Source organism: Bacillota bacterium (assembly GCA_029961055.1).
GTDB lineage: Bacteria > Bacillota > Sulfobacillia > JAIMAT01 > JAIMAT01 > JAIMAT01.
On sequence record JASBVM010000023.1, the window covers coordinates 96,114 to 118,669 of the forward strand.

Sequence of the window (22,556 nt, forward strand, 5' to 3'; positions counted from 1 at the left end):
GCCTCATGCCCTCTCCACACGGCAGAGGCAGGCCTTGGTCTCCTGGATGGAGGCGTTGGGGTCGAGGGCATCGATGGTCACCTCGTTGGCCGAGGGGCCTTGGTCGAGCCCCGCATACCCCCAGTGCGGCGGCATCCAGATCACCTGCACCGTCCGGCCGTTCACCCGGAGCGGCCGGATCCTGGCCGTCGGGAGCGCCTTCATGACCACCTGGCCGCGGGCCGTCTCGACCCGCACCCGGTCGCCGGGGCGGACGCCCAGCTCCCGGGCCAGCTCCAGGCTCATCTCCACGAAGGGTTCGGGCATGATCTCGTTCAGCCACGGGATGTTCCGGGTGATGCCCCCGGAGAGCCAGTGCTCGGTCAGCTGGCCGGTGGTCAGCACCACCGGGTAGCGGTCCGGCCTCCCTACCGGCTGCCCGCTGCGGAGCCGCGGGTAGAGGACCGCGGGGTTGACCGAGACCCCCGGGTGAAGCGCGTTGGCGACCGGGCTCTCCACCGGTTCGTAGAACTCGGGGAAGGGCCCGTCCGCCAGGACGGTGGAGACGTCCCTGGGCGGATCACCCGCCTTGGCTCCCGGATCGGCGTAAGGCGGGGCCATCAACCGCGCCACGCCCTCGGCGTTCATGCGGAACGCCTTGCGCCCGCCGGGCGAGCCGGGTGCGTCGGTGGCCGCGGTCACGTCGGGGACGTCGTTCCCGGCCCACTTTCCGGCCGCGGCGTCCCACCAGACCAGGGGCAGCTCCGGCCGGCGGGGGCTCCCGTCGGGGTGGGTGGAGGCGCGGTTGTAGAGGACGCGCATGTTCCCAGGCCAGCTCCAGGCCCAGTGCGGGTAGTAGTGGAGACCGCCGGGGTCGTAGCTCCGGTCGCGCCGTTTGGTCAGGTTCTCCCCGCCGGCGTAGAGGCCGGCGTACATCCAGTTGCCGCTGGAGGTGGAGCCGTCGGCCTGGAGGTCGGCGATCCCCTTCACCAGCCTCCCGTCGACGTGGTATCCGTTGACCTCGCGCAGCACCTGGTCGTAGATCGAGCCCGGGTCGTACCTCCAGTCGGCCTTGAGGATGGGCTCGTCCTTGGGATCGGTGCTGCCGGCGTAGAGGTCGCGGATGCGCCGGAAGACGGCGTCGATGATCTCCGCGTCGGTCTTCGCCTCGCCCACCGGCCGGACGGCCTGGTAGCGCCACTGGACCCAGCGGCTCGAGTTGGTCACCGTCCCCTCCTTCTCCAGGAAGGAGGCGGCGGGGAGCAGGATGACCTCGGTCGCGATCTTCGCCGGGTCGGCGCCGGGCCGCTTCCAGAAAGAGGCGGTCTCGGTCTCGAAGAGGTCGGTGACCACCAGCGTCTCGATCTTCTCCAGCGCCTGACGGGTCAGCTTCACGTTGGCGTTGGAGACGGCCGGGTTCTGCCCCATGATCCAGAGGAACTTCAGCTCGCCCTTGAGGGCCGCCTCGAACATGTGGTAGCTCGAGTAGGCCTTCTGCCCCTTGGGCAGCCAGCCGTAGCCGAAGTCGTTCCCCGGGGTGGCGTTGGGACCGAACCACGCCTTGAGCAGGTTGACCAGGAACTTGCCCCGGAAGGAGCTGTTGTGCTCGAACCAGGCCTTCAGGTCCTTGTCGGCCGGCGCCGGCGGCTTCAGGTAGCCGGGCAGGTAGTTGTAGGCGACCGCCATGTCGGTGGCGCCCTGGACGTTGGTCTCGCCGCGCAGCGCGTTCACCCCGCCGCCCGGCACGCCGATGTTCCCCAGGAGCAGCTGGAGAATCGCGTAGGAGCGGATGTTCTGGACGCCCGTCGTATGCTGGGTGATGCCCAGCGCGTAGAGGATCGTGCCGGGCCGGTGCGTGGCGAACGTCCGCGCGATCTCCTCGATCTTGGCGGCCGGGATGCCGGTGATCCGCTCCGCCGTGGCCGGGTCGTAGCGGTCGAAATGCTCCTTCAGCTTGGAGAAGACGGTCCCCTCCGCCTCCAGGCTCTCCGCGACCAGCGGCTTCCCGTCAGGGCCCAGACGGTAGGCCCACTTCTTGGGGTCGTACTTGTGCGTCTCGGCGTCGTAGCCGGCGAAGAGGCCGCCCTCGAAGCCGTACTCCGGGTTGACGAGGAAGCGCGCGTTGGTGAAGTTGGCGACGTACTCCTCGTCGTAGAGCCGGTTCTCCAGGACGTAGCGGATGATGGCACCGATGAAGGCGATGTCCGTCCCGGGCCGGATCTGCGCGTGCAGGTCGGCGATGGTCGACGTGCGCGTGTAGCGCGGGTCGACGTGGATGACCACCGCGCCGTTGGCCTTGGCCTTCATGATGTGGTGCATGGAGAGCGGATGGTTCTCGGCCGCGTTCGAGCCCTCGATCAGGATGACCCGGGCGTGCTCGAGATCCGGCCAGTTGTTGGTCATCGCTCCCCTGCCGAACGAGGCTCCCAGACCGGGAACCGTGGGGGAGTGTCACAGGCGCGCCTGGTGGTCGATGTAGACGGCCCCCAGGATCCGCGCCATCTTCACCCACAGGTACGCTTCCTCGTTGGTCACCAGGGCGGTGCCGAAGAAGCCCATGGCCTCGTTCCGATGGACCGTGTAGACCTGCCCGTCCAGCGTCTCCTGGGCGATCCAGTACCGGTCGCGGACGTCCTGGATCTTCCGGGCGATCCGGTCGAAGGCCTCCTCCCAGGAGATCGGCTCCCAGCGGTCGGAGCCGGGGGCCCGCCGGAGCGGCCGGGTGAGTCGCCGGGGCGAGTTGGGGATGACGGAGAGCGAGGAGCCCTTGCTGCAGAGGCCGCCGTCGTTGTTGGGATGCTCGGGATCGCCCTCGATGTGGACCAGCTTCCCGTCGCGGACGTAGGCGATCAGCCCGCAGCCCACCGAGCAGTAGGTGCAGGTGCTCCAGACCTCCCGCGCCCCGACGGTGCGAAGACCGGCTGCCGCCGCCCGCACCGGACGCGGGTCGAAGCCGAGCCGAGCCAGCGCCAGGCCGACCCCGGTGGCTGCGGTACCTTTGAGGAACTGCCTGCGCGTAACCTCCAAGCTGCGATCGCTCCTTTCCACTTTCGTGCCCTGCGCCGTCGCCGGCGCGCAGGGGACTGCAGTCGCTCCTTGCGCTTCCCCCACCGCGGGCTGATGCGGCGGCTCCCCCCCCTCCCACCACCGCCGCCGGAGTCCAACAGAAAGTTGTGCTTTATAAAACGCGCATAAGAAATGCGACGGCGGATCGTGTTGAATCTTAATTGGCAGATGGAGCTCCGGATCCTTCTGCACCAAAAGGGAAGGACGGACCGGGCGGCCGATCCGCGACGGTGCCTGCCGCGGCCCATCCGCGACGGTGCCTGCCGCGGCCGGCCGCCTCAGGCGCCCGCGCCCCGGCCGCCGCCGGGCGCCTGGCTCCGGGCCTCGTGGAGCGCCGATTCCAGCGCCCGTACCACCTCGGGGTCGGCCAGGAGCTGGCGGAGCCGCGCCAGGCTCTCCGGGGAGAGGCCGTCGCCGATCGGCGGCCGCTGCCGGGCGGCGCGCTGCTCCTTCCTGTAGGCGGGGTCGAGGAGCGAGTAGACCGTCGGTACCACCAGGAGCGTCAGGAGCGTGGCCGTGAAGAGGCCGCCGATGACGACCACGCCCAGCGGCTGGAGGAGCTTGATGCCCGTGCCGCCGAGGCCGAAGGCGACGGGTACCATGCCGAGCGCCGCGGCCAACGCCGTCATCAGGACGGGGCGGGCGCGGACGGCGGCACCCAGGACGATGGCTTCGCGGACGCCGCGGCCGGCCTCGCGCAGCTGCTTGATCAGATCGATCATCACGATGCCGTTCCGCACGACGATGCCCACCAGGAGGATCAACCCCAGGAAGGCGGTGACGCTGAAGTGGATCCCCGTCGTCCAGAGCGCGCCCAGGACGCCCGCCGCCGCCAGCGGCAGGGAGAGCAGGATGACGAAGGGGTGGAGATAGGACTCGAACTCCCCCGCCATGATGAGGAAGACCAGGATCACCGCCAGGACCAGGACGGTCGAGAGGCCCGAGAAGGACTCGAGCATCAGGTTGGCCACGCCGGTGTACTGGACGTTGACGTCGGCGGGCAGGTGGAGGTCGGCGAGAGCCCGGTCGATGTCCGCGATCATGCCGCCCATGTCGCGGTTCTGGAAGAGCAGGGTGACGGTGGCGGCGGGATGCTGGTCGATGCGGACGATCGAGACCGGCCCCCGGCCTTCCTCCACCGTGGCGATGTCGCCCAGGCGGACGGACTGCGGCGCCTGTGCCGCCGCCGGAGCCGGACCGGCCGACGCCATGCCCGCCGAGGCGGAGGCGGGCGCCGCGACGGGAATGCGCAGGTCGGCGATGCGGTTGGGCGAGTTCCGATCCTCGGGACGCAGCTGGACCCAGATGTCGTAGACCTGGTCCCCCTGCTGGAGCTGGGTCGCCTTCTCGCCCCTCAGCGCGGGGTCCAGGATCATGCCGACCTGCGCCGGCGTCAGGCCGTACGCGGCCGCCTTGGCCCGGTCGACGCGGATGAGGATGTCGGGCGTCGACTGGCTCAGGCTATCGGAGACGCGAAGCGCGCCGTCCAGGCGGGCCAGGCGGTCGCGGATGCGGGGCACCCAGCGGTCGACCAGGGCGGGGTCGGGAGCGCTCACCTGGACCTGGATGGCGCTGGCCTGGGCGCCCAACAGCTGGACCATGGGCGAGACCAGATTGAAGGTGGCCGTCGCCGGCGGTGCGACCCGGTCGACGGGGGCGCGCAGGCGGTCGATCACCGTCTGCGGGCGGACGCCGTCGCGGACGGTGACCGTCAGCATGGCCAGCTGGCTTCCTCCCGTCGTCTCGCCGAGGATGGCCAGCCCCTGGCTGCCGCCGATCTGGGAGACGACCTGGCGCACATCGCCGTCGCGGCGGACGAGCGCCTCCACCTCGCGCATCTTGGCGTCCACGGCTTGGAGCGAGCTGGAGGCGGGCATCTCGAGCACCAGCTGGAACTGGTCCTGCGCGGTCGTGGGGAGGAACTCGCTTCCCAGGTGCGGGAGGGCGAGGAGGCTGAGCGCGAGGAGGGCGGCGGCCCCGGCGAGGACGGCCCAGCGCCGGTCCAGCGCCCACTCCAGGAGCGCGCGGTAGCCGTCGGTCAGGCGGTTCCGGGGCAGGAGACCCTCGCCCTCCCGGCCGCCGCCGGGCCGGAGGAGGTGGGCGGCCACCATGGGCACGACACCCAACGAGACGGCCAGCGAGACCAGCACCGAGCCGGCCACGGTGATCGCCAGCTGGCGGAAGATCACGCCGGCGATGCCCGAGATGAAGACGATGGGCAGGAAGACCGCCACGATGGCCAGGGTGGAGGCGACCACCGCCACCGCCACTTCCTGCGTCCCCTCCACCGCCGCCTGGCGGGGCGACTTGCCCCGCTCCAGGTGGCGCTCGATGGCCTCCAGGACGACGATGGCGTCGTCGACGATCAGCCCGACGGCGAGGGAGAGCCCGCCCAGCGTCAGGAGGTTGAGCGTCATCCCCTGCAGGTAGAGGACGAGGAAGGTGGTGATCACGGAGACCGGGATGGAGATGGCGGCGATCAGCGCCGTCCGCGCCCGGCGCAGGAAGAGCGCGATGACCAGCACCGCCAGCACCGCGCCGATGACCAGGTCGCGGATCAGATCCTGGATCGAGCTGCGCACGATCTCGGCCGAGTCCAGCACCTTGGTGAACCGGAGGTGATTCTGGGCGGCCAGGCGGTCGAGCTCCTTCTGGACCGCGTCGGCGGTGGCCACGGTGTTGGCGTCCGACTGCTTGAAGACCATCAGCGCCACCGTGGGCTCCCCGTCCTGATAGGCGTAGGAGGTCGGCTCCGCCGCCGCCATGCGGACATCGGCCACATCCTGGAGCCGGACCGGTGCAACCACGGGGCGCCCGCCCGGCCCGACGCCGGCCGGCCGTTGACCGACCACCAGCTGCTTGAGCGGATCGAGGTCGGGCAGGGTGTCGGCCAGCCGGACGTTCCAGCTCCGGTCCCGCTGGGTGACGCTGCCCAGCGGGTAGTTGAGGTTCGAAGCCCGGATCGCCTGCTGAACCTGCAGCGGGCTGATGCCATAACGCGCCAGGTCGGCCTCGCGCAGCTCGACCTGCGCCTGGAGCGGCCGATCCCCGGCCAGCTCGACGCTGGCGACGCCGTCGACCCCTTGCAGCTGAGGGATGACGTGGTCCTGGATCAGCGCCGTGGTCTTCTCCAGACTGGCGCCGTCCTCGGAGCGGACGACATACTCCAGGACCGGCATGGCCGCCGGGTCGAACTTGGCGATCACCGGCCGGCGGGCGTCGCTGGGCAGGTCGGCCTGGTCGATCCGCGTGCGCAGCTCCTCGATGTCGCGGTTGACGTCGCTTCCCCAGTTGAACTGGAGCACCATGAGGGAGACGCTCTCCTGCGAGACGACCTGCATCTGGCTGAGTGCCGGGGTGGTGGCCGCCGCCTTCTGGAGCGGATCCGAGACCAGGCTGCGGACCTCCGTGGCGGAAGCGCCGGGCAGGATCGTGGTGACGGTCACCAGGGGCGGGTTGAGATCGGGTATCAGCTCGTTGGGCAGACGCACCACGGAGAACGCGCCCAACACCACTGCGACCGCCACCAGCACGGTGATGAAGACGGGACGGCGAATCACCTGACGGAGGAACGACGACACCCGGCAGGGCCTCCTCTCTCTCCGCGACAGGGGAAGCTTCCCTGTGCAAAGCGGACGGGAGTAGTCTACACTGCTTTTTGGGGTTTTTGTAAAGCCGGGCGGATGGGGGATGGACTCCATGCGGTTGACGTCGAGGCGACTCGAGCTGCTCCGTTCGGTGGCAGAACTGTATCTGGCGCGCCGGCTCCCGGTCCACTACGGGGCGCTGGCCGCGCGGCTGGGTGTCAGCAAGTGGACGGTCTATGAAACGTTAAAGCGGCTGGAAGAACTCGGGCTGGTCGAGCACGAGTACGCCCGCGAGGCGGGAAGGAGCGGGCGCCCGCCGGTTCTCTTCCGGCCCAGCGAGGCAGCCTGGCCGCTTCTCGGCCTGCCGCGCGACGCCTCCCGGGACGCCGGCCCGTCCGCTGCCCCGGCCCCCGCCGACCCGCGCGGCCGTTCGAGGAACTCTTCGCCCGCTGGGTGGACGCGCCCGATCCGCTCCGCCAGCTGCGGGAGCTTCTGGCGGGCATGGCTTCCTGCCGCGAGCCCCTGGAGGCGGGGGCGAGGACGCTGGCTGCCGCGCTCCTCCTCCTCCGCCTGGTCGGCCTCGACGTGGACGGGTTGATCGCGGCTTCGCGTCGTATCGTCGCCCCCCAGGCGCGCCTGGCCTTTGCCCTGGGTGCCGCCAGCGCGCTCCTGGAAGGTCCTGCCCAGCTCCTGCGGGAAGGCGTCCGCCGTCCCATGGAGGATGCGCTGGGAGGCCTGGTGGCCCGGCTGGGCAGGTTGGCGCCCGGGGAGGCCGACCGGCTCTCCCGCCTTCTGGACGTGGTCCGGCCGTCCGTTCCGTAGGCGGCCGGGAGCCGGCCCTGCGGGCGTGCGGGCCACGGAGCACCCGGGTGGCTTTCGGGGGTCGTTCGATCCGTCTTGCCGCCGCGCCGCCGCCGGGCGCGGCCGGTTCGCGGGTGAAGCAGACAAGGGCAGACAACGCGAGCGGAAGCGGTGGTCGCACGATGCATCGGACGGAGATCGGCCTCGCCCTGGGCGGCGGGGCGGCACGCGGACTCGCCCACATCGGGGTCCTGCGGGAGCTGGAGCGGGCGGGAGTGGCGGTGACGCACGTGGCGGGCTGCAGCTTCGGGGCGGTGGTCGGTGCCGCGTACGTCGCTGGAACCCTGCCCGAACTGGAGCGACGAGCCCGCAGCCTCAGCCGGGGCGAACTCGTCCGCCTGGCGGACTTCACTCTTTCGGGAGGCGTGGTGGGCGGGGAACTCCTTCTCGATCGACTCCGGGAGCTGACCCGTGACCTTCGCTTCGAAGAGCTGCCGGTACCGTTCGCGGTGCTGGCGACCGATCTGGCGACCGGCGAGCCGGTCGTCCTCCGCACCGGCTCCGTGGCCGAAGCGGTGCGGGCCAGCATGTCGGTTCCGGGGCTCTTCGCCCCCATCGTGCTGGATGGCCGGACCGTCGTCGACGGCGGTCTGGCAGAGCTCGTGCCGGTCAGCGCCCTGCGGGAGCTGCAGCCGCCGCGCGTCGTCGCCGTGGACGTCTCCAGCCCCTATGACGTCTGGACCCGGGCTGCGACCCGGGCACGCCTCTCCGTCGGCAGCGCACGGAGGCGTTGGCACCGGCTGAGCGAAGCGGCGCTGGAGCTGGGGCCCGGCCGGGTGCTCGCCGGCCTCGGCGTCCGCGACCGGTCGGACGAGCAGAACTGGGGGCTGGTCCGAACAGTCTTCGCCGCCTTCGACATCACGGAGGACCGCCTCCGGCGGACGCCGCCCGACGCCTCGGCCGACGTGGTCATCCGGCCCGACGTCCATCGCTTCCACGGGCATCAGTTCGATCGTGCGCCGGAGATCATCGCGGCCGGGCAGCGCGCTGTGCGGCAGGCGCTGCCCCTGATCGCAGGGCAGGTTGCGGGATCCGGCCCGCTCCCGTCCTCCCAGGTGACCTCCATACTGCCCGGGGCGGCGAAGGGGGCGTAGGCGAGGTGAGGATTGCGCTCTTCAGCGATTCGATCCGGGAGGATCTGGGTGGCCTCACCCGCGCCACGATCCTGCTCCACGACCGTCTCACCCAGGCCGGGCACGCCGTCCGCGTCTTCACCCTTCCGCAGACAGGCGGACCGCTCCACCCGGGCGACGTCCACCGGGTTCGCGCCATCCCGCTCCGCGCCGTGCCCGGCATGCCGCCGGACTCCTACCTCGCCTGGGACTACGGGGAGGTCCGGCGCGAACTGGCCGCCTGGGGCCCGGATATCGTCCATGTACAGACGCTGCTTCCGGTGAGCTGGCTCGGCCTGATCGCGGCCAGGTCACTGGGCATCCCGGTGGTGGCCACCTACCATGCCAACATCCGGGCGGCTGCGATCGCGCTGCCCGCGGGGAAGGGGCTTGCGGCCGTCGCGCCCCCGCTCGCGCGCGCCTTCTTCAACCGCTGTGACGTCGTGATCGCGCCGAGCCGCTATGCCGCCGGCGAGCTGCGGCGGCTGGGTGTGAGGCGGCCCGTCGCGGTCATCTCGAACGGGATCGACCTGGATCGGTTCGCGGTCGAGCGGCCGGCGGGCGCTGCGAAAGCCGGGGAAGGCGGGGGGAGCGGTGCCGCCGAGGGTTCCGTCACCGTCCTTTTCGCCGGGCGGCTCAGTCCCGAGAAAGGGGTCCGGAGCGCGGCGGAGGCGCTCGACCTGGCCCTGCGCGAGGAGCCGCGCCTCCTCGCCCGCTTCGCCGGCGACGGGCCGCTGGCCGATGCGCTGCGGCAGAGGCTCGCTCCCCATCTCGCGGCCGGGCGAGTCAGCCTGCTGGGGCGCCGGCCCTGGGAGGCGATGGCGGCCGAATACGCAAGGGCCGACCTTCTCCTGCTCCCTTCTCCGGCCGAGACCCAGGGGCTGGCGGCCCTGGAGGCGATGGCCGCCGGCCTGCCGGTGGTGGCCGCCCGCGCAGGCGCCCTGCCCGAGTGGGTGCGCGACGGTGAGAGCGGGCTCACCGTCGAGGCCGGTGACGTCCCGGCGTTGGCCCGGGCCGTACTCCGCCTGGCCCGGGATCCGGAGCTGCGGCGCCGCCTGGGGTCCGGGGCGAGGGCCGTCGCCGAGGAACATGAAGCCGGACGGGTCCTGGCCCAGCTCCTCGCGCTCTACACCGGGCTTCTCGACACCGCTCCGCGCCGCCGCGAGGCCGGCCAGCGTGGGGCTGCCTGACGGGGGCGCCGGCCTCTCCCCCGGCCTGGCGGCGTGGGCGGGCCTGGCGGTCGGCTTCGCCCTCATGGCAGCGGGGATCCCGCTCTCCTCTCTCGCCCTCTTCGGGCTGCTCGCGGGTCTGGCGTCCGAGAGCCATGTCCCGTGGTGGTGGGCGGGGGGCCTGGCCGGGGTGGCCACGGCTCTCGGCCACGCGGCGAGCTACGTGCTCTTCGCACGCCTGGGTCCGCCGTTCCTGGAAGCGGTGGCGAGGGGGATTCCCGGCCTGGCCCTACTGGTGAGCCGCCTGGAGCCCATCCTGGCCCGGAGGCAGCCACGGCTGTCTCTCCTTCTCCTGCGCTGGATCGGGCTCGGCTACACACAGCTCTTCTGGATCCTCGCCGCCACGGGGACGGGCCGCCCGGCCCTCCTCGCCCTCCTGCTTCTGGACGACCTCGCCTGGGCGCTGGCCTGGGCGTACGGAACGATCGCGCTCCTGATCGCCGCACCGGAGATCGGCCGCTGGCTCTCCACGGGTGCCCTGGTCCTCCTGGTCCTCTCGCTGGCCGCGGGCTCGTGGCGCCTCGTCCGGCTCCGTCGCGGCGGTGCCGGACCGGGGTAGCGCCTGGGCGCCGGCTCGGCCGGGACTCAGCCGATCTCCCGCCCCCGGAAGAGCGCCCACCCGGCCGCCAGCGCCATGGCCACGTAGCCCAGGGCCCAGAGCGTCAGAGCGGAGCTGGGCGCCGTCGCCCCGCCCGCCAGGGGGCCGGCCGCCATCCCTGCCAGGGGGCTGGCGCCCGTCATCAGGTTGGCGGCCCGGGCGTAGAGGCCGCTGGCCGGAAAGACGAGCATCAAGACGGTCGAGAGGTTTTCCAGCGTCCGGCCTCCACTGCCCGCAAGCGCGGCGACGAAGCCCAGGAAGACGCCCACCAGCGAGAGCCCGTACAGGAGGACGGTGGTCACCACCGTGGCCAGGGGCGCCAGCCGCGTGCCCAGCATGAGCGCCACGGACAGCACCACCCAGCCCTCCAGGAGGACCAGCCCCGTGGCCCCGGCCCAAGCCATGGGAGCCACGCCGGCGATCCAGCGCGTCAGCCCCATCACGCCCAGGAGGAGCCCGCCCAGCAGTACGCTCAGGACCAGACCCGTCCCCAGCGCCTTGCCGAAGAACCACTGGGCCCGCGAGACGGGCCGCGCCAGCGTGGCCAGGGCCACCTGGGCCTCGAGCTCGCCTGCGGTGGCGCCCGCGCCCAGCACGGCGGCCAGGGCCACGCCCACCAGCGAGGCGAGCCAGAGCGCCAGCGGCGCGGATTCCTGCACCAGGAGCTCGCGCGCCAGCGTTCCGGCGGGACCGCTCGGGGAGGTGGCGCCCAGGGGGAGCGGCGCCGCGGCCAGCCGTGCCAGCGCGGCGTGGAGACCCCAGCCGTAGAGGCCCAGCAGGAGGAGCCCGACGGCGACACCGATGCCGGCGATCCGGTTGCGGGTCGCCTCGCGCACCCCGTACCGGGCCATCTCCAGGGTGGGATGAGGGCGCCGGGTCACCGCGACGCTTCCTCCAGCGCCTGGACGAAGAACTCCTCCAGCGTCTCGCCGCGCGGCTCGAGGCGGTAGAGGCGGGCGCCCGCCTCCGCCACGGCTCCGGCCAGTGCGGGCAGCGCCTCGCGGTCGGGCACGGCCAGCTCCAGACGGTGGCCTTCCTGGGCCAGGAGGCTGCCGATGCGCCCCAGCTCCTCGAGGAGCGGCGGCTCCAGCGGCTCCGCCTCCAGCACGACGCGGAGACGGCGCTGGAGGAGCTCCTCCAGCGCGCCCTGGCGGAGGATGCGCCCGCGGTGGATGACGGCCACGTGATCCGAGACCCGCTCCACCTCGCCCAGCAGGTGCGAGTTGAGAAAGACCGTGGCACCCCGCCGGCGCTCTTCGAGGATGAGGTCCCGCACCAGGAGACGCCCGAGCGGGTCGAGCGCCGAGGTCGGCTCGTCCCAGACCAGGAGCCGGGGTTCGCCCAGCAGCGAGGCGGCGATCCCCAGCCGCTGCTGCATCCCCTTGGAGAAGGTGCGGATCCGGCGGTGGGCCGCCTCCTCCAGGCCGACCCGGTGGAGCGCCTGGGCCGCCTCCGAGCGGACGCGCGCCGGCGGCAGCCCCAGGAGCCGCCCGTGATGCTCCAGCAGCTCCCGCCCGCTCATCCAGCCCGGGTAGCCGAACTTCTCCGGCAGGAAGCCGACGCCTTCCCGCGCCTCCGGCCGGTCGACGGGCCGGCCGAAGAGGCGGGCCTCGCCCTCGTCGGGCGCCAGAAGCCCCAGCAGCATCCGCACCACGGTGCTCTTCCCCGCCCCGTTCGGCCCCAGGAAACCGAAGACCACCCCGCGGGGAACCCTCAGGTCCAGACGGTCCACCGCCACCTGCGACCCGAAGCGGCGCGTCAGCCCCCTCGCCTCCACGGCCGGCGGGGAAGCGGGCTCCACCGGCCTCACTGCGGCCGTACGGTCGCCGCCAGGGTCAAAAGCTCGTCGCGACCGATGCCCTGTCCCCGGAGGGCGAGCACCGAGCCGTCGGGTTCGAGCCAGAGCAGCACCGCCTGTCCCGTGTCGGGCTCCGACAGGTAGAGCGCATCGCTCGCACCCGGCACGCGGACGGGCTGGCTCAAGGTCCCCTCGGGCACCGGAACCGGCAGGGTGTTCCGCCAGTCGCCCAGCGACTGGAGCTGCCGCCGGAGGTTTTCGGGCAGGCCGGGCATCCGGAGGACCAGCTGCTGCAGGAAGGCCGGGTCCAACCCCGCGGGCGCCTCGATCCGCGGCTGCGCGCCCTGGAAGAGCGTCAGGCTGCGGTCTCCGGGCCCCTGCCAGACGGAGATCACCACCGGCGGCACGTCGGCCCGGAAGGTGGCGCCGTCCAGCGCGGCCGGCAGGCGCGCCTCGCCCCAGCCGGCCTGCCGGAGGTAGCTCTCCAGCTTGGCCCGATCCAGCGTCAGGCTGGCGCGGATCGCCCCGGTCACCTGCCAGTCGCCGGACGTTCTCCAGCCGGCGGCCGTCAGGCGATCCAGGGGCGTCTCACCCAGGAGCGCCTGTGCCTGCCCGGGCGAGGCCGCCCGCTCGGCCTGCCCTCCGGTGACGTGGAAGCTTCCGAAAGCATCGGGGCTACCCGGCTCGGGCAGCGAGCGGAACGCCTGCGGGTCCAGGGTGATGGGCTGCAGGCGCTTGGCGTGGAAGAGGTCCAGGAAGGACTGGGCTGCGGTCTGCACGGGCTGCACCGTGGCCACCGCGGCCACCACGACCAGCGTCACGAGCAGCGGCCATCCCCTGCGGAACCAGACGCTGCGCAAAGCACTCACCTCCGCCGTGCCCACTGTATCATGGGCCCCGGCGGCGCACGAAAGGCGCTGCGCGTCGCAGGCTTCGGCCGGGTCGCCCGAGCCGGCCGCCTGCGGCGCCTTGCCTCGGGCGGCCGGGAGGCTTAGAATCCAGAGGTGCGACCGGGCGGCGGCTCGAGACCGCCCGCGTTCCCGCGAGAATCCAGTCGGGCCGTGGCGCAGCTTGGTAGCGCGCTTGAATGGGGTTCAAGAGGTCGCCGGTTCAAATCCGGCCGGCCCGACCAGCCTGAGAGAGAAGGTCCCGCAGGAGGTGCGGGGCCTTTTTCGTTGTCCCTCATCGATGGCCGATCTAGAATAATAGACCGTCAAATCGTTCGCTGTGGTAACCATTGGCAGTTTGGCCGCGATCGCCATGGCGGCAGCGGACCACGATTCACCACCCCTCAACTCAGGCGGTGAACCCACGGGAGGAAGCCCAAGCGCATGGCACGCACCGCGTCGGATCCCCTGAGCCGGTCGCCGGACCGGCCTTCCTCGAAGCCAGGCCAGACGGCAGATGTGGCAGGAAGCAGCTACAAATGGTGGGCGCTCTCCTCCACCACGCTGGGCGCCTTCCTCTCCGTCCTCAACGGCACCACCCTGATCGTCGCCCTGCCGGACATCATGCGCCTCCTCCACGCCAGCTTCGCCGAGGTGGTCTGGATCCTGATGGCCTACCAGCTGGTCATCACCATCCTGGTTCCCTCGGTCGGCCGGGTGGCCGACATGGTGGGCAGGAAGCGCCTGTATGTAGGGGGCTTCGCTCTCTTCACGGTGGGCGCCTTGCTCGCCGGCTTCTCGCGTACGCCGCTGGAGCTGATCCTGCTGCGGGTCTTCCAGGCCGTCGGCGGCTCGCTGATGCTGGCCAACAGCACCGCCATCGTGGCCGACGCCTTCCCCAAGCGGGAGCTGGGCCGGGCCCTGGGGATCAACTCCATGGTGATCGCGGTGGGCTCCATCGTCGGGCCGATCCTGGGCGGCGCCCTGACGCGCTTCGGCTGGCAGTGGGTGATCTGGTTCAACGTTCCCCTCGGCATCGTGGGAACGGTCTGGGCCTGGGTGCAGCTGCGCGAGGTGGTCAGGCTGCCCGAGCACCAGCGCTTCGACCTCCGGGGGACCCTGGCCTTCACCCTGGGCCTTTTGCTGATGCTGGTGGTCCTGACCCTGGCGCCGGGCGGGCACTGGCTGGAGCCGGCCAACCTGGGGATGATGGCCGCGGCGGTGGCGCTGCTGGCGCTCTTCGTCCTCTGGGAGAGCCGGACAGCGCAGCCCATGCTGGACCTGAGCCTCTTTCGCAGCCGGCTGCTCTCGGCGGCCTACGCCAGCACGTGGCTGAACGGCATCGCCCGCGGGTCGATCACCTTCCTGCTGGTCTTCTACTTCCAGGGAGTGCGCGGCTACGACCCGGTGACGGCCGGCGTGCTGCTGGCGCCCTTCGCCATCGCCATGCTGGTCCTCTCGCCCATCAGCGGCTGGCTCTCCGACCGGTACGGCTCGCGCGAGCTGGCCTCGCTGGGGCTGGTCATCACCGGCGTGGGCCTCATGGGCCTGGCGCGGACGGGCGTCCGCACGCCCATCGCCACCCTGGCGGCGTGGATGGCGGTGGCCGGGGCGGGCTCCGGGCTCTTCAACTCGCCCAACACCAACGCCATCATGGGCGCCGTGGCGCCGGAACGGCGCGGGATCGCGGGGGGAACCCGGACCATGGCCAACAACCTGGGCATGATGATGTCCATCGCCATCAGCCTCGACGTGATGTCCGGCACCATGAGCCCCCGGGCGCTGGCCGGCCTCTTCGCGGGCGCCAGCGGCCCGGCGGGGATCGCGGTGGCCGACTTCGTCCGCGGGGTGGACGGCGTCTTCCGGGTCTCCTTCCTGATCAGCATCGTGGGCGCCGTCCTCTCGCTCCTGCGCGGGCCGGCCCCGGGCAGGGGCGGCACGGGTCTCCCCCGGCCGGGGGCGGAGACCGGGGGCAGGCGCTGAGCCGGTCGCCAAGGGGGCGAAGGTCAGAAGATGATGCAGATCAGCCCGCCGCTTCCCTCGTTGGTGATCCTCTCCAGCGTCTCGCGCAGCTTCCGCTGGGCGTTCTCGGGGATCCGGTCGAGCTTGGCCTGGACGCCTTCCTCCAGGAGCTCGTGGAGCGACTTGCCGAAGATCTCCGACTCCCAGATCTTGGACGGGTCGTCGGCGAACTTCTCGTTCAGGTAGCTGACCAGCTCCTCGGACTGCTGCTCGGTCCCCAGGATGGGCGTGTACTCGGCGAAGACGTCGGCGCGGACCACGTGGTAGGCGGGCGCCTTGGCCCGGAGCCGGACGCCGAACTGGCTGCCGCGCTTGACCAGTTCGGGCTCCTCGAACTCCATGTCCTCCGAGGCGGGGGTGACGATGCCGTAGCCCACCTCCTGCGCCTCCCGCCAGCCGGCGGAGAGCTTGGAGAACTGGCGGCGGGCGTCGACCAGCTCGCGCATCAGGCGCATCAGCGCCGGCTTGTCGCTGATGCTGACGCCGGCGATCTCCTCCAGCACGCGGTAGAAGAGCGACTCGGGCGCCTCCAGGGCCACGGTGACGTTCCCCGTACCGGGCTCCATGCGGGCGATGCGCGCCTCGCTCACCTCTTCCATGGTGCTCAGCTCGGCCACCGCCTGGTCCACGTCGCGCAGCCGGAGGACCTTGGAGCGGGCCTCCTGGACCGCCTGGTCGAAGCGGAGGCGGAGCCAGTGGCTGCCCTCCAGCTCCTGCACCCAGGCGGGGAGCTGGATCTCCAGGTCGTGCACGGGGAACTCGTAGAGGAGCTCCTCCAGGATCCAGTCCAGCGCCTCGCGGTCGAGGTGGAGCGCGTCCACGGGGAGGACCGTGGCGCCGTACTCCTGCTCCATCCGGTTGGCCAGCTCCTCGGTGTCGGGATCGTCCGGGTGCGCGGAGTTGAGGATGACCAGGAAGGGCTTCCCGAGGTCCTTCAGCTCGCCGATGGTGCGGCGCTCCGCTTCCTCGTAGCCGGAGCGCGGGATGTCGGTGATGCTCCCGTCGGTGGTGACCACCAGGCCGATGGTGGAGTGCTCGGCGATGACGCGCCGCGTCCCCTCTTCGGCCGCCTGCTCGAAGGGGATCGGCTCGCCGAACCAGGGCGTGGAGACCAGGCGCGGCCCGTCCTCTTCCTCGTAGCCGATCGCCCCCTCCACGGGGTAGCCGACGCAGTCGATGAAGCGGACCCGGGCGCGCAGCAGCTCGCCGACGGCGATCTCCACCGCCTCGCCGGGGATGAACTTGGGTTCGGCGGTCATGATGGTCCGGCCGGCCCCGCTCTGCGGCATCTCGTCGGTGGTCCGCTGCCGCTCGTATTCGTCGGGGATGTTGGGCAGCACCAGCAGTTCCAGGAAGCGCTTGATCAGGGTGGACTTCCCGGTCCGCACGGGGCCGACCACGCCGACGTACAGATCTCCCCCGGTCCGTTGGGCGATATCCTGGAAGATGTCGAACTCCTCCACGCGACCTCCCCCTCTTTCCTGGGACCAGGCACGCCGGGTGGCGATCCGCCGGAACCGGCGCCTCCGCGTCCGGGGGACGCGGCCCACGCCCTCTCCGATGCTCCACCTATATGCGCCCAAGCCGGGATCATGCCGGGACCATGCCGGGCGGGGCGCGGGAAAAAGCGCGGGGGTGCAGGGGAACCGGGGGCGAGGCGGGCGGGGTCAGCGGGAGACGGCGGGCCCGCCGGGGCGCCGCCGGACGAGCCGCCTGGAGGCAGGGGCGCCGCGCTCGCTGCGGGGGCGCGCCCGCCATCGCCAGCGGACGGGCGTCCCCTCGAGATCGACCACCTCGCGCAACCGCCCTTCCAGGTAGCGCTCGTACGCTTTGTCGACGCCCTCGGGGGCGTTGGTGAAGCCGGTCAGGACCGGCGGCTCGCTGCCCGTCTGGGTCACGTAGTAGATGCGGACCGGCCTGCCCCGGTGCGCCGGCGGGTGGTGGAGCGCCACCGCGTCGCCGACGACCCGGTTGAGGAGGGAGGTCGCCAGGTGGGCGCGGTGGTGGTCGGCGGCCCGGGCGAAGAGCTGCGGGAGCCGCGCCAGGCGCTGGCCGGTCCGCGCCGAGACGGTGACCACGGGCGCGAAGGCGAGGAAGTGGAGCCTCTCCCGGACGGCCTCCACGAAGCGCTCGCTGGTACCGGTCTCCTTCTCGATCCGGTCCCACTTGTTGACCGCGATCACGCAGGCGCGCCCCCGCTCCTCGATCAGGTCGGCGATCTTCACGTCCTGATCGGTGACGCCCTGGGTGGCGTCCAGCACCAGGCAGGCCACGTCGGCCCGCTCCAGGGCGCGCAGCGTCCGCACCGTGCTGTAGAACTCCACCGCTTCGTGCACCCGGGTGCGGCGGCGCAGGCCGGCCGTGTCGACGAAGACGAAGAAGCGGTCGCCCGCCTGCCAGGGGACGTCGACGGCGTCGCGGGTGGTGCCGGCCTCGGGCGTCACCAGCAGGCGGGGGCTTCCCAGGATGCGGTTGATCAGCGAGGATTTGCCCACGTTGGGGCGGCCGACCACGGCGACGCGAACGGGCCGCTCCGGGGCTGCCTTCCCGGTCCCGGCCTCTCCGTCCGCCTCCCGCCCTCCGGCGGCCTCTTCCGCCTCTTCCAGCGGCACCGCCGGTCGTCCGGCCCGCTCCAGCTCCTCCAGCGCCCGGTCCAGCAGGTGGCCCACCCCGCGGCCGTGCTCGGCGGAGAGCGCCAGCGGCTCGCCCAGCCCCAGGCGGAAGAAGTCGAAGGCCGCCTCGTCCGGCTGGCCGGGGTCCAGCTTGTTGACGCCCAGGAGGAGCGGCTTGCCGCTCCTCCTGAGGAGGGCGGCCGCCTCCTCGTCCGCCGGGGTCACCCCTTCCCGCCCGTCGACCAGGAAGATGAGGAGATCCGCCTCCTCCACCGCCGCCAGCGCCATCCGGTGGACCGCCGCCATCATGCCCTCCGGTTCGGCCGCCGCCTCCAGGCCGCCGGTGTCCACCAGCGTGAACCGCCGGCCGCGCCACTCCGCCTCGCCGGCCACGCGGTCGCGGGTCACGCCGGGCCGGCCCTCGACGATGGCCTGCCGCCGCCGGAGGATCCGGTTGAAGAGCGTCGACTTGCCCACGTTGGGGCGGCCGACCAGAGCCACGATGGGCATCGCTTCACCTCGCCGTTCCCTGATTATACCGGCCGCCGGGGCGTCCCCTCAGTGCTTGACGATGATGAGCGTGCCGTTGCCCAGGTCGTGGGCGAAGGCGTTGAGGATCCGCGTCAAAAGGAAGGCGATCTTCTGCTGCTCCTCGGCGTTCCGGGCGTAGAAGACCGGCGCCGCCCCGCCCTCCACCGCGTCGCGGCGGAGCGCCACGATGGCGAGGATCGCCTCCTGGACGCGGATCCCGCCATCCTCGCCGGCGGGGGCGGTCATCGCCGCTCACCTCCGGGAAGCTGTCGCCTGCGGCCACCCCGTGTCCGCTCCAGGACCGGGACGTTCCGGATGGCGCGGAGGATGCCGGGCACGTCGCGCCGCATGGGGGTCAGGTAGATGCCCAGGACGCCGCTCTCCAGGTTCTTCCTCGCCATGGGGACGTACTCCGGCTCGGCCACCTCGAAGCGGTACCCGAAGAGGTGCGTGACGTCGTGCAGGATCGCCTGCCGCTGGCCGGGGTCGCTCAGGATCAGCTGGCCCGCGGGACCGCGGGGGACCACCTCCACCGCCACCGCCCAGCGGTCGATCTCCCCCCGCACCTGTTCCAGGCCGACGCTCAGCATGTAGATCCCCGCCACGTGGAGGCCGCCCAGCTCGTCCCAGGTGATCCGGCTCTCCCGTACGTCGCAGTAGTCGCCCAGCCTGCGCCCCTGGCGGAGGAGGAGCGTACCGCCCAGCGCGAGCGCCCCCGCCACCACGCCCCATCCCTTCCCGGCGACCAGCGTCACCGTGGAGACCAGCGCCGAGACGCCGATCACCAGGAAGTAACGCGCCTCGAAGGTGCGCGCGATCCCCTCGATGTACGCCTCGCCGCGCGGGATCAGCTCCGTCGCGTCCACACCCTGGAGCGTCTTCCGCTCCATGTCCCGCACCTGGCGGAACTCGGTCGCCACCAGCAGCAGGAAGGTGACGGCGGTGAACTGCTTGTCGGCCAGCGCCGGGATGGCGACGGCGCCGACCAGCGCGGCGATCACGCCAAGGCCGAGGTGGACCGTGTACCCGGCCGGGTAGCTCGGGTAGGCGCGGTAGTCCACCTGCATCACCAGGAGCCGCGCGGCCACGCCGAAGATCCAGCCGATCAGGATCGGCGGCAGATACGGACCGAGACTGCCCACGGACGTCACGGGGGTAGCCTCCCACCCCGGCCCGCGCGGGTATGCGGAGGGGGACCGGCGCTGCCGGCCCCCCTCCGCTCGTCCGGGTCCGCCCTGCCCTGCCGCCTGGCCGGCGGGCCGGAACCTGCGCCTGCGCGCTCCGCCTAGGCGGGCTCGCCCCGGCCCTGCCCGCCGTTCCTCCGCTCCTCGTTCTCCAGGTCGTGCTTGGTCCGCGTCAGCAGGTCGCCGAACATGTCGCCGATGGTGACCCCCTGGTTGCCGCTGCTGAAGTCGCCGTGCGCCTCGCCGCGGTGCCGGCCGCGCTCGCCCCGCTCCGGCCGCTCGCGCCGGCTGGGGGCCGGTCGCTCCGGGCGCTCCCACTCCTCCGGCTCCATCGCCTCGCGGATGCTCAGGCTGATCCGGCGCTCGTCGGGCTGCACCCGGAGCACCTTCACCTTCACCTGCTCGCCTTCCGCGACGACCTCGCGCGGGTCGTTGACGTGATGGTCGGCCAGCTGGGAGATGTGGACCAACCCCTCCACCCCGGGCTCCAGCTCCACGAAGGCGCCGAAGGAAGCGATGCGCACCACCGTCCCGTCGACGACGCTGCCGATGGGGTACTTCAGCTCCACGTTCGCCCACGGATCCGGCAGCAGCTCCTTCAGGCCCAGCGAGATCCGCTCGCGCTCCCGGTCGAGGCGGAGCACCTTGACGTCCACCTCGTCGCCCACGGAGAGGACGTCGGAGGCGTGCTTGACGCGGCCCCATCCCATCTCCGAGATGTGGAGCAGGCCGTCCACACCGCCCAGGTCGATGAAGGCGCCGAAGTCGGTCAGCCCCTTGACCACGCCGCGGACGACCTGGCCCTCCTCCAGCCTCGACCAGGTCTCCTCCCGCGCGCGCTGGTACTCCTCCTCCAGCACCACCTTGCGGGAGAGGATCACCCGGTTCTTGTTCCGGTCGAGCTCGATCACCTTGGCGCGGAGCGTCTGGCCGACATAGGGGGAGAGGTCGTTGACGTAGCCGCGCTCCACGTGGGAGGCGGGCATGAACGCCCGCACGCCCACGTCCAGCACCAGCCCGCCCTTCACCTGCTCGGTCACCTTGGCCTCGATCACCGTGCCGCTCTCGTACTCTTCCTGGAGCTTCTTCCAGGCCTGCCGGGCCCGGGCCCGCTTCTGCGAGAGGACCGGGTTGCTCTCGTCCACGTTGAGCACGTAGGCCAGGATCCTGTCGCCCTCGTGGAAGGTCTCCTGGAGGGAGGCGCCGCCGGGCAGCCAGATCTCATGGAGAGGAATGAAGCCGGAGGACTTGGCCTGAACATCGACCCAGAGCCCATCGTCGCTCACCCGTTCGATGACGGCCTCCCGCACCTCGCCCGGCCGGAGCGGCTTGCCCGCATACTCCAGCTCCGCCCGTTCCACCTCTTCCTGGGAGGGGGTGGACGCCTCCGCGGAGGCCTCGCCCGTCGCCTGCCTCTCCTCCTTCGCCGTCTCCGGCGCCGGGGTGTCGACGGCCGCGCTCACCTCGCGCGCTCCGTCGTCGACTTCCTGATGCTCGAACTCTTCTTCGTCCCAAGCCATCCTCGCCAGAAACCTCCTCGGATCGCCGCCCGCAGCCGGCGCGCCGGCCGGCCTCTCGCGGGCGGACTACCCTTGATCGTCCAAATCCCCGGGGGCCGCGTCGTCAGGGTTGGACCTCGCCGCGGCTGAACGAACGCGCCGTCGCGCGCCCAGTTGACGACAGCGGTCCAAAATCAGCTGAACCACGCCGCTCACCGTCATTCCCGTCGTGTCAACCACCAGCGCGTCCGGCGCCGGGCGTAACGGCGCCACCTCCCGGCCGCTGTCCATGGCATCCCGCCTCCGGATCTCCTCCTCCACCTCCTCCACGTTCAAGCGGTAGCCTTCCCGCTCCAGTTGGCGCAGGCGTCGTCGCGCCCGCTCCTCGACCGAAGCGGTCAGGAAGACCTTGCAGTCGGCGTCGGGCACCACGTGGGTTCCCGTGTCGCGGCCGTCCAGGACCACGCCTCCCCGGGCGGCCAGCTTCCGCTGGAGCGCCACCAGCCGCTCGCGCACGGCGGGATGGGCGGCCACGGTGGAGACGATCACCTCCACCTCCGGCGTCCGCAGCCGGTCGGTCACGTCGCGGCCGGCCAGAAGAAGGCGGGGTCGCCCGCCGCCCCGGAGGCGGACGTCGATCTGACGGGCCAGCCCGGAGACGGCGGCCGCGTCATCGGCCGAGACCCCGTTCTCCAGGGCGGCGACGGCCACGGCGCGGTACATGGCACCGGTGTCAATGTACGTGTAGCCCAGCGCCGCGGCGACGGCTCGGGCGACGGTGCTCTTCCCCGCGCCGGCCGGACCGTCGATGGCGATCACCCGGCGCGGGCGGCGAGGAGCCGCGGACGAGGCCCCGGGCCGTCGGCCGCCGCTCCGCTCGAGACCCGCGGGCGCCGCAGGGGCAGGAAATGAAAAAGACCCCTCACGGCTCGAGGGGTGCTTCGCCTCATCCTCCGCTTTTCCTCTCTCCCAGGTCGACACGCGCCAGCTCCACCTGCCATCACTGCGCCGCTCCGCCCCGCGGGCCGGTGGAGGCGCACCCCCGGCCGCGGTCCTCACGCAGTCTATCACCGGGCCGGGTCCTCGACAACCGCCTTCAGAAGCCTCCGCTCGCCGGGCTCCAGGCGGATCACGGTCCCCGCCGCCGGACGCAGAAGGTCCGGCGACGTCCGCACCACCACCAGCCGGAGCGCCCTCGCGGCGCGCGGCGAGAGCCGGAGCTCGATGGACTCGCCGGCGCGAACCTCCGCCAGCAGGGTGGGTCGCTCGAAGGTGCCCAGGGACCGCCCTCCCACCCGCACGGAGAGCTCCTGCGCCTTCGGCGCATCCAGCAGGAGGAGCTCGGCCCAGGCGATCCGCCCCGCCCTTCCCCGTTCCGGAGGAAGCGGGGCCAGCGCCGGCTGGGCGGGTCCCGTCACCGCGGGCCAGACGCCCGCGTCCAGACCCTGGTTGAAGAGCGCCCAGAGGTTCCCCTCGGCGTCGTAGCGGATGCTCTGGATCGCCGCCGCCAGCGCCAGCGCCACCAGGACCACGCGGAGGACGGCGCCCCGGCCGGGGCTGCCACGCGTCTGCCGCATCGCATCGCCCCTAG

At 72.1% G+C, this 22,556-nt stretch carries 17 protein-coding genes and 1 tRNA gene; 6 read left to right on the plus strand and 12 right to left on the minus strand.

Annotated features, from left to right (window positions below; translation table 11 throughout):
* Positions 1-3 precede the first annotated feature (3 nt).
* Positions 4-3,006 carry a formate dehydrogenase-N subunit alpha gene (gene fdnG, locus QJR14_07150; protein MDI3317375.1) on the minus strand — a complete coding sequence of 1,001 codons (3,003 nt, stop codon included), beginning with the start codon at positions 3,004-3,006 and terminating at the stop codon, positions 4-6.
* A 317-nt stretch (positions 3,007-3,323) separates the two neighbouring features.
* The gene (locus QJR14_07155; GenBank protein MDI3317376.1) at positions 3,324-6,626 is read right to left on the minus strand and encodes an efflux RND transporter permease subunit; all 3,303 of its coding nucleotides are present in this window, start codon (positions 6,624-6,626) and stop codon (positions 3,324-3,326) included.
* A 459-nt stretch (positions 6,627-7,085) separates the two neighbouring features.
* Here QJR14_07155 and QJR14_07160 point away from each other — a divergent pair, with 459 nt between their 5' ends.
* From QJR14_07160 to QJR14_07175, 4 genes are all read left to right on the plus strand, one after another.
* Positions 7,086-7,454, plus strand: a complete 369-nt coding sequence (locus QJR14_07160) for a hypothetical protein (GenBank protein MDI3317377.1) — start codon at positions 7,086-7,088, stop codon at positions 7,452-7,454.
* Between the two features lie 161 nt (positions 7,455-7,615).
* The gene (locus QJR14_07165; protein ID MDI3317378.1) at positions 7,616-8,587 is read left to right on the plus strand and encodes a patatin-like phospholipase family protein; all 972 of its coding nucleotides are present in this window, start codon (positions 7,616-7,618) and stop codon (positions 8,585-8,587) included.
* Between the two features lie 5 nt (positions 8,588-8,592).
* Positions 8,593-9,795 (plus strand): glycosyltransferase, encoded by a 1,203-nt coding sequence (locus tag QJR14_07170; protein ID MDI3317379.1) that lies wholly within the window; start codon positions 8,593-8,595, stop codon positions 9,793-9,795.
* Positions 9,782-10,393: a hypothetical protein gene (locus QJR14_07175; GenBank protein ID MDI3317380.1), complete on the plus strand. Its 612-nt coding sequence runs from the start codon at positions 9,782-9,784 to the stop codon at positions 10,391-10,393. The genes QJR14_07170 and QJR14_07175 overlap by 14 nt, the downstream gene beginning before the upstream one ends.
* A gap of 26 nt (positions 10,394-10,419) precedes the next feature.
* Here the strand turns inward: QJR14_07175 and QJR14_07180 are convergent, their stop codons facing one another.
* From QJR14_07180 to QJR14_07190, 3 genes are read right to left on the minus strand one after another with little or no spacing between them, the layout of a single operon-like run.
* Positions 10,420-11,313: a hypothetical protein gene (locus QJR14_07180; protein ID MDI3317381.1), complete on the minus strand. Its 894-nt coding sequence runs from the start codon at positions 11,311-11,313 to the stop codon at positions 10,420-10,422.
* Entirely contained in the window at positions 11,310-12,242 is a 933-nt protein-coding gene (locus QJR14_07185) for an ABC transporter ATP-binding protein (GenBank protein ID MDI3317382.1), read from the minus strand. The genes QJR14_07180 and QJR14_07185 overlap by 4 nt, the downstream gene beginning before the upstream one ends.
* Positions 12,239-13,099: a hypothetical protein gene (locus QJR14_07190; GenBank protein MDI3317383.1), complete on the minus strand. Its 861-nt coding sequence runs from the start codon at positions 13,097-13,099 to the stop codon at positions 12,239-12,241. The genes QJR14_07185 and QJR14_07190 overlap by 4 nt, the downstream gene beginning before the upstream one ends.
* A gap of 186 nt (positions 13,100-13,285) precedes the next feature.
* Here QJR14_07190 and QJR14_07195 point away from each other — a divergent pair.
* A tRNA-Pro gene (locus QJR14_07195) sits at positions 13,286-13,362 on the plus strand.
* 274 nt (positions 13,363-13,636) lie between these two features.
* Positions 13,637-15,100, plus strand: coding sequence for an MFS transporter (locus QJR14_07200; protein MDI3317384.1), 1,464 nt, complete (start codon positions 13,637-13,639; stop codon positions 15,098-15,100).
* 23 nt (positions 15,101-15,123) lie between these two features.
* On the opposite strand, the gene spoIVA is transcribed toward QJR14_07200, so the two are convergent.
* From spoIVA to QJR14_07235, 7 genes are all read right to left on the minus strand, one after another.
* Positions 15,124-16,602 carry a stage IV sporulation protein A gene (gene spoIVA / locus QJR14_07205; protein MDI3317385.1) on the minus strand — a complete coding sequence of 493 codons (1,479 nt, stop codon included), beginning with the start codon at positions 16,600-16,602 and terminating at the stop codon, positions 15,124-15,126.
* A 204-nt stretch (positions 16,603-16,806) separates the two neighbouring features.
* Positions 16,807-18,261 carry a ribosome biogenesis GTPase Der gene (der, locus tag QJR14_07210; protein MDI3317386.1) on the minus strand — a complete coding sequence of 485 codons (1,455 nt, stop codon included), beginning with the start codon at positions 18,259-18,261 and terminating at the stop codon, positions 16,807-16,809.
* A 48-nt stretch (positions 18,262-18,309) separates the two neighbouring features.
* On the minus strand, positions 18,310-18,528 hold the full coding sequence (locus QJR14_07215) for a hypothetical protein (protein MDI3317387.1): 219 nt from the start codon (positions 18,526-18,528) through the stop codon (positions 18,310-18,312).
* On the minus strand, positions 18,525-19,433 hold the full coding sequence (locus QJR14_07220) for a YIEGIA domain-containing protein (GenBank protein MDI3317388.1): 909 nt from the start codon (positions 19,431-19,433) through the stop codon (positions 18,525-18,527). The genes QJR14_07215 and QJR14_07220 overlap by 4 nt, the downstream gene beginning before the upstream one ends.
* A gap of 134 nt (positions 19,434-19,567) precedes the next feature.
* On the minus strand, positions 19,568-20,986 hold the full coding sequence (gene rpsA / locus QJR14_07225; protein MDI3317389.1) for a 30S ribosomal protein S1: 1,419 nt from the start codon (positions 20,984-20,986) through the stop codon (positions 19,568-19,570).
* Positions 20,987-21,052: 66 nt separating this feature from the next.
* On the minus strand, positions 21,053-21,784 hold the full coding sequence (gene cmk / locus QJR14_07230; GenBank protein ID MDI3317390.1) for a (d)CMP kinase: 732 nt from the start codon (positions 21,782-21,784) through the stop codon (positions 21,053-21,055).
* A 248-nt stretch (positions 21,785-22,032) separates the two neighbouring features.
* Positions 22,033-22,542, minus strand: a complete 510-nt coding sequence (locus tag QJR14_07235; GenBank protein MDI3317391.1) for a hypothetical protein — start codon at positions 22,540-22,542, stop codon at positions 22,033-22,035.
* Between the last annotated feature and the right edge of the window lie 14 nt (positions 22,543-22,556).